Genomic DNA, 7,373 nt, shown 5'->3' on the forward strand with positions numbered 1-7,373 from the left:
GTGGGGGAGCACGAGGCGCTGCACGAGCTGAGCACCGCCACCCTGCTGCCGGCCCGGCCCGACGCCGACCTGGACCGCTTCGCCCGGCTGGCCACCGTCGCCCTGGGCACCCCCGTGGGGCTGGTGTCCATGGTCAGCGCCACCGGGCAGGTCCTCCCCGGCTGCGTGGGCCTGCCCGAGCCCTGGCAGAGCGAGCGCGCCACGCCCCTGACGCACTCGCTGTGCCAGCACGTGGTCACCTCCGGGCGCACCTTCGTCGTCGACGACGCCCGCGAGGACCCCCTCACCGCCGGTTCCCTGGCGATCCCCGACCTCGACGTCGTCGCCTACGCCGGCGCCCCCCTGCGCGTGGCCGACCCCGACGGCGCCGTCGGCCCGGACGACCCCGCCGCCCCCGTCGTGGGCGTGCTGTGCGCCATCGACAGCCGGCCGCGGCCGTGGACGCCCGCGCAGGTCGCCGTGCTGGAGGACCTCGCCGCCGCCTGCTCCGCCGAGCTGAGCCTGCGCCTGGTGCAGGAGCGCCAACGGCTCCTGCTCGCCCTGGCCGGCAGCCTCGTCGGCGCCCGCACCGTGCCCGAGGTGCAGGCCGCCGTCGCCGCCGTCACCCGCGCCCAGCTCGGCGGCGCCACCGCCGTGCTCGTCGTGCGCGAGGAGCACGACCGGCTGCAGGTGGCCGACCCCGCCGTCCTGCCCCCCGGCGCGGACCGCGCCTGGCGCACCGCCCGCCTGGCCGACGAGCTGCCCGCCCCCACCGCGGTGCGCGAGCACCGCCCGTTCCTGTTCGCCGACCGGGCCGAGCTGTGCGCCGCGTTCCCGCTGGCCGCCGAGCACACCGGCCCGCCCGCGCTGGGCGCCAGCGCGTTCCTGCCCCTGCTCGTCGGCGACGAGGCCCTCGGCGCGCTGGTGCTGCTGTGGCAGGAGGAGCGCGCCGTGCTGCAGGGCGAGCAGGAGGTGTGGAGCGCGCTGGCCCGCTTCACCGCCCAGGCCCTGCACCGCGCGCAGCTGGAGGAGCGGCAGCGCTCGCGCGCGGAGGTCCTGCAGCGCTCCCTGCTGCCCACGCTGCCGCAGGTGGACACCCTGCGCCTGGTGGGCCGGTACGTGCCCGCCGGGCGCCGCGAGCAGGTCGGCGGCGACTGGTACGACGCCGTCGTGCTGCCCGACGGCGCCACCAGCGTCGTCATCGGCGACGTCGCCGGCCACGACGTGGCCGCCGCGGGGAACATGGGGCAGGTGCGCGGGCTGCTGCGCGCCTTCGCGTGGGACCGCGCCGAGCCGCCCACCGACGTCGTCGGCCGCCTGGACCGCGCGGTGCTGGGCCTGGGCGTGGACGCCCTGGCCACCCTCGTGCTCGGGCGCGTCGAGCAGAGCGCCGAGCAGGCCGCCCGCGGCGTGCGGGGGCTGCGCTGGACCAACGCCGGGCACCCCCCGCCCGTGCTGCTGCACCCCGACGGGCGCACCGAGCTGCTCAGCACCGCGCCCGACCTGCTCGTGGGCCTGCTCGACGACGCCGTCCGCCACGACCACGCCGTGGAGGTCGAGGACCGCTCGGTGCTGCTGCTGTACACCGACGGGCTCATCGAGCACCGCGGCCGCAGCCTCGCCGGCGGCCTGGAGCGCGTGCGCGAGTCCCTGGGCCGGCTGCACGGGCTGCCCCTGGAGGAGCTGCTCGACGCGCTGCTCGCCGAGCTCGTCGGGCCCAGCCCGGAGGACGACTGCGCGCTGCTGGCCGTGGCCTTCGACCCGCAGCCCCCGCGCCGCTGAGGGCGCGGGGGCACTCAGCGGCCCCGGCGCTCCACCGCGCGCAGGTCCACCACGCGCGCGCCCGCCGCGCGCACCCCGCCACCGGGCGCGCGGCCCCGCTCGCCCTTGCCCGCCTTCGCCTCGTACATCGCCGCGTCCGCCTCCTGCAGCACCCGGTGCGCGTCCGCGCCGCGCGCCGCGATGGACAGCCCCACGCTGATGCCCACGGGGAACTCCCACCCGGCCACCCGGAACGGCTCGGCCATCGCCGCCACGATGCGCTCGGCCACCGCCTCGGCCGCCGAGGCGTCCGGCAGGTCCGGGCACACCACGGCGAACTCGTCGCCGCCGAGGCGCGCCACCGTGTCGCCCGGGCGCACCGCCGCGCCCAGGCGCTGCGCCACCCCGATGAGCACGTGGTCGCCGGCGGCGTGCCCGCCGGTGTCGTTGACCGGCTTGAAGTCGTCCAGGTCGCAGTACAGCAGCGCCACCCGCCGGCCCGAGCGGCTCGCCGCCCCCAGCGCGTGCCGCAGCCGGTCCTCCAGCAGCGTGCGGTTGGGCAGCCCCGTCAGCGCGTCGTGCAGCGCCGCCTCCCGCAGCTTGCGCTGCACCAGGCGCCGCTGCGTGACGTCGACGACCTGCACCACCGCGGCCACCTCGCCGGCGCGCCCGTCCTCGCGCCACGTCGGCCACGCCGAGGCCGCCAGCTCCAGCCACACCTCGCCCTCGCCGTGCTGGACCTCCGCGTGCCAGTGGGCGTCGCGCCCGTCGCGCACCCGCTCCACCATCTCGTGCACGGCCTCCACGAACGCCGCGCGGTGCTCCCCGTGCACCTGCTGCGACCAGTCCGAGCCGACCTCCACGTCGTGCCCGAGCATCGAGCGCAGCCGGTCGTTGACGCGCGCCACCACGGCGGTGCCGTCGGCGCGCAGGCGCAGCAGCGCCACCCCCAGCAGCGCGTCGTCGAACGTGCGGCGGAACAGCTCCTCGCGCCGGCCGGCCTCCACCACGGCGCGCTCGCGGGCCCGCACCACCAGCGACATCACCATCGTCACCGCGCCGCACGTGAACAGCAGCGCCTCCAGCACCGCCGTGCGGGCGTCGGCGTCGAAACCGGCGTACGGGCCGGTGCCGCCGGTCGTGCCGGCCGTGGCCAGCAGCGCCACCACCAGCAGGCACGACAGCGCCCGGCCCAGGCCCAGCCGCGCCGCCCCCCACAGCACCGGCACCACCACCAGGAACGGCCAGGGCCCGGAGTCCGTGCGCCAGAACACCGCCGCGGCCACCGCCGCCGACACCACCAGCGCCGCCGCCCACTCCGCGCGCGCGGCGCGGGTGCGCCGGTCCACCGCGCGCGGCGCCCCCGCCGGCAGCAGCAGCGGCGCCTTGAAGCGCACGTCGGCGCGCACCGCTCCCGGCAGCCGCCCGTCGAGCACGGCCAGGCTGCGCGAGGCGGTCCACACCCCGTGCGCCAGGGCGCGCCGGAACCCCAGCAGCCGCGCCGCCGGGGCGGCCAGGTGCAGGGGGTTCACGTCCCCGCTCACCTCCGCGTAGCGGCGGCCGGTGCCCGCGCCGACCCGCCAGCGGGTGGCGGTGGCGCCGGCGCCGGGAGCGGCGGGGTCCGCGTCGGCCGGGGGCACCGCGCCGGGCAGGCGGGCGCCCGGGGCCAGGTAGCGGCTGACCCCGCGCCAGGCGGGGTCGCCGGCGGGGTCGTCGCCGGCGCCGCGCACCTCGGTGACCAGCTCGACGAGGGCGCCGCGCCGGTGCGGGCGCATCGCCACCGCCCGCACCGAGACGTCGAGCTCCTCGTCCACGGCCAGCGGGCGGCGCTGGGCGAACTCCTGCGCGACGTGCACCAGGCCCAGCAGCCGGAACGGGAACGGCTCGGAGACCAGCAGCTCCACCTGGGCGGGGAAGCCCAGCAGGTGCGGGTACGGCAGCGGCAGCCGCGAGCGCAGCGGGAACCCGCACACCCGCGCCCACGCCGCCAGGCGCGCGGGGTCGGTGCGCACGCCGCGCTGCTCGTGCCGGCGGCGGGGCAGGTCGACCGCGCCGCGCGGGCGCGGCAGCAGCAGCGAGCGCGCGTAGTTCGCGGCGAGGGGGCGCGGTCCCCGCCGGGGGTCCTGCGCGCGGTCCGGGTGCGGCACGGCGCTCACGCCCCCGTCAGGTGCTGGCCGTCGACGCGCAGCACCTGCCCGTCGACGCCGGCGGCGCCCGGGGAGGCCAGCCAGGCCACGACCTCGGCGACGTCCACGGGCAGCCCGCCCTGCTGCAGGCTGCTGGCGCGCCGGCCGACCTCGCGCGGCAGCGGCGGCATCGCGGCCGTCATGGGCGTCTCGATGAAACCCGGCGCGACGGCGTTGGCGGCCATGCCGCGACGGGCCAGCGGCTCGGCCAGCGCCTGCACGAGGCCGACGAGCCCGGCCTTGCTGGCGGCGTAGTTGGCCTGCCCCTTGGCGCCGGCGAGGCCGTTGATGGACGACAGGCACACGAACCGGGCGCCGGGCGCCAGGGCGCCGTCGGTGCGCAGCAGCTCGGCGGTCAACCGCAGCGGCGCAGCGAGGTTGACGCCCAGGACGGTGTCCCAGGCGCTCTCGTCGAGGTTCACGAACGAGCGGTCGCGGGTGACGCCGGCGTTGTGCACGACGGCGTCGGCGCCGCCGAAGCGGCGGCGCAGGTGCTCGGCCAGCGCGCGCGGGGCACCCTCGGCGGTGACGTCCAGCGGCAGGGCGGAGCCGCGCACCCGGTTGGCCACGCGGGCGAGCTGCTCGCCGGCGGCGGCGACGTCGGCGCACACGACGTGGGCGCCGTCGCGGGCGGCGACCTCGGCGATGGCCGCGCCGATGCCGCGCGCGGCGCCGGTGACGACGACGACGCGCCGCCCGCGCGCGGGCGGCGGGGCGGGGGCCGGGCCGACGAGCAGCGGCTGGCCGGAGACGAACGCCGCGCGCGCGGAGAGCAGGAACTCCAGCGGGGAGCGCAGCGCCGCGCCGGCGCCGGCCGCCACCCGCAGCAGGTTCACGGTGGTGCCGCCGCGCGCCTCCTTGCCCAGGGTGCGCACGAGGCCGTCGAGGGCCTGCTGCACGGAGCGGCCCTCCACGTCGCCGAACCCCTCGCCGAACCCCTCGCCGGGCTCCCCGTCGGGACCGGCGCCGGGGACCCCCGCCTCGGCGGGCACGGCGCCGAGCACGAGCACGCGCCCGCCGTGCGCGGTGCACCGGAACGCCGGCGCCAGCAGCTCGCGCAGGCGCGCCAGGTCCGGCACGCGGCGGGCGGCGCTGGCGTCGACGACGACGGCGCCGAGGCGTTCGCCGCCGGCGGCGTCGAGGTCGTCGAGCACGCGGGCGCCGGCGGCGGCCAGCCACGCGGCGACGTCCGCGGCCAGGGGCGCGGCGCCCACCCGCAGCACGAGGGCGGGACCGGTCAGCAGCTCCTGGCCGGGTGCGTAGCGGCGCAGCCGCGCGGGCACCGGCAGGCCCAGCCTCCGGGCGGCGGCGGCGCCGGGGCCGCTGCGCACCAGGTCGCCGTAGGGGTCGCGGGGCAGCTCCACGCTCACGCCTCCACCAGGGCGACGATGCCCTGCCCGCCGGCGGCGCAGATCGAGATCAGCGCGCGCCCGCCGCCGCGCTCGGCGAGCAGCTTGGCCGTGGTGGCCAGGATGCGCGCGCCGGTGGCGGCGAAGGGGTGGCCGGTGGCCAGGGAGGACCCGGCGACGTTGAGCCTGGCGCGGTCCACCGTGCCCAGCGGCCCGTCCAGGCCGAGCCGCTCGCGGCAGAACTCCTCGTCCTCCCAGGCGGCGAGCGTGGCGAGCACCGTGGAGGCGAACGCCTCGTGCACCTCCACCAGGTCCAGGTCGTCCAGCGTCAGGCCGTTGCGCCGCAGCAGGACCGGGACGGCGTGCACGGGCGCGGTGAGCAGGCCCTCGCCGCGGTGCACGTGGTCGACGGCGGCGGTCTGGGCGTCCACGAGGTGCGCCAGGACGTCCAGGCCGCGCTCGGCGGCCCACTCGTCGGTGGACAGCAGCACCGCGGCGGCGCCGTCGGTGAGGGGGGTGGAGTTCCCCGCGGTCATCGTGGCCGGCACCTCCAGGTCGCGGCCGAACACCGGTTCCAGCGCGGCGAGCTTCTCCGCGGTGGTGTCCGGGCGCAGCAGGGCGTCGCGGCGCAGGCCCAGGTAGGGGGTGAGCAGGTCGTCGAAGAACCCGCGCTCGTAGGCGGCGGCGAGGTTGCGGTGGCTGGCCAGCGCCAGCTCGTCCTGCGCCTGCCGGCTCACCCCCCAGTGCGCGGCGGTGCGGGCGGCGTGCTCGCCCATCGACAGGCCGGTGCGGGCCTCGGCGTTGCGCGGGAACTCCGGCACCACCTGGCCCGGGCGCAGCCCGGCGAGGGCCTTGAGGCGGGCGCCGGGGGTGCGGGCGCGGTTCAGCGCCAGCAGCACCCGGCGCAGGCCCTCGTCGACGGCGACCGGTGCGTCGCTGGCGCTGTCGGCGCCGCCGGCGATGCCGGCCTCGACCTGGCCCAGGGCGATCTTCCCGGCGAGCAGGACGGCCGTCTCCAGGCCGGTGGCGCAGGCCCGGGAGACGTCGTAGGCGGGGGTGGCGGGGTCCAGCGCGGTGGACAGCACCGCCTCGCGGGTGAGGTTCAGGTCCCGGCTGTGCTTGAGGACGGCGCCGGCGACCACCTCGCCGAGGCGCTCGCCGGCCAGGCCGGTGCGGGCGACGAGGCCGTCGACGGCGGCGACGAGCAGGTCCTTCGCGGAGGCCTGCGCGTAGCGGCCGCCGGCCTTGGCGAAGGGCGTGCGGTTGCCCGCGACGACGGCGACCGGGCGCACGGCGCGCGCGGCGCGGGAAGGGGGCGGGGCTGCGGTCACGGGTCCTCCTCGTCGAGCCTGACTCCCCGCGAACTTAACAGGTACTTGGGGTACCGGGTACCCGTCGTGCGGGGTACCGTCGAGACGTGGAACCCGTCACCGCCGACGCCCCGGCCGAGCCCCCCGCGGCGCCCGCCGCGGCGGCGGCGCGCCCGGACGGCCGCCGCACCCGCTGGGCCGAGCACCGCCGCAAGCGCCGCGAGGAGCTCGTCACCGCCGCGCTGCGCGCCATCACCACCCACGGCGCCGGCCTGGGCATGGACGAGCTGGCCGCGGCCGCCGGCACGAGCAAGACGGTGCTGTACCGGCACTTCTCCGACAAGGAGGACCTCTACCTCGCGGTCGCCCAGCGGGTGAACCGGCTGATCGTGCGCGAGCTGCGCAGCGCCGTGGAGCGCGCCGGCAGCCCCCGCGAGGCCCTCGCCGGGATCGTCTCCACCTACCTGCGCCTGGTCGAGGACGACCCGGAGGTGTACCGGTTCGTCGTCTCCCGGCGCTTCCCGGGCACCGGCGCGCGCGACCCCGAGCGCGACCCCGTGCAGCGCCTGACCAGCGCGCTGGCCGACGAGACCGCCCGCACCCTCACCGCGCACCTGCGCGCCGCGGGTGCGGCCGACACCTCCGCCGACGCGCTCGCCCACGGGCTGGTCGCGCTGATCCGCGCCGCGGCCGACCGGTGGATCTCCACCACGGAGCGCCTGGGCGCGGCGCAGATGGCCGCCGCCCTCACCGACCTGGCCTGGGGCGGCCTGGACGCCGTCCTGGAC

The 7,373-nt window shown here is 79.0% G+C and carries 5 protein-coding genes; 2 read left to right on the forward strand and 3 right to left on the reverse strand.

Annotated elements, in window-relative coordinates:
• Positions 1–1,761, forward strand: a 1,761-nt coding sequence (locus GTR00_RS10390) for a GAF domain-containing SpoIIE family protein phosphatase (RefSeq protein WP_166611553.1), incomplete at its 5' end; no start/stop codon positions are given.
• Positions 1,762–1,775: 14 nt separating this feature from the next.
• Here GTR00_RS10390 and GTR00_RS10395 read toward each other — a convergent pair.
• The 3 genes from GTR00_RS10395 to GTR00_RS10405 are packed head-to-tail and all read right to left on the reverse strand — an operon-like array spanning position 1,776 to position 6,606.
• Positions 1,776–3,896, reverse strand: a complete 2,121-nt coding sequence (locus tag GTR00_RS10395) for a diguanylate cyclase domain-containing protein (RefSeq protein WP_166611554.1) — start codon at positions 3,894–3,896, stop codon at positions 1,776–1,778.
• Entirely contained in the window at positions 3,893–5,296 is a 1,404-nt protein-coding gene (locus tag GTR00_RS10400) for a 3-oxoacyl-ACP reductase (RefSeq protein ID WP_205705497.1), read from the reverse strand. Before GTR00_RS10400 ends, GTR00_RS10395 begins: the two co-directional genes overlap by 4 nt.
• Positions 5,293–6,606 (reverse strand): acetyl-CoA C-acetyltransferase, encoded by a 1,314-nt coding sequence (locus GTR00_RS10405; RefSeq protein ID WP_166611555.1) that lies wholly within the window; start codon positions 6,604–6,606, stop codon positions 5,293–5,295. Before GTR00_RS10405 ends, GTR00_RS10400 begins: the two co-directional genes overlap by 4 nt.
• Before the next feature lie 86 nt (positions 6,607–6,692).
• Here GTR00_RS10405 and GTR00_RS10410 point away from each other — a divergent pair.
• Positions 6,693–7,373: TetR/AcrR family transcriptional regulator (locus GTR00_RS10410; protein WP_166611556.1), on the forward strand; the 681-nt coding region annotated here is incomplete at its 3' end.

The organism is Kineococcus indalonis, from assembly GCF_009906395.1.
GTDB classification, from domain to species: Bacteria; Actinomycetota; Actinomycetes; order Actinomycetales; family Kineococcaceae; genus Kineococcus; species Kineococcus indalonis.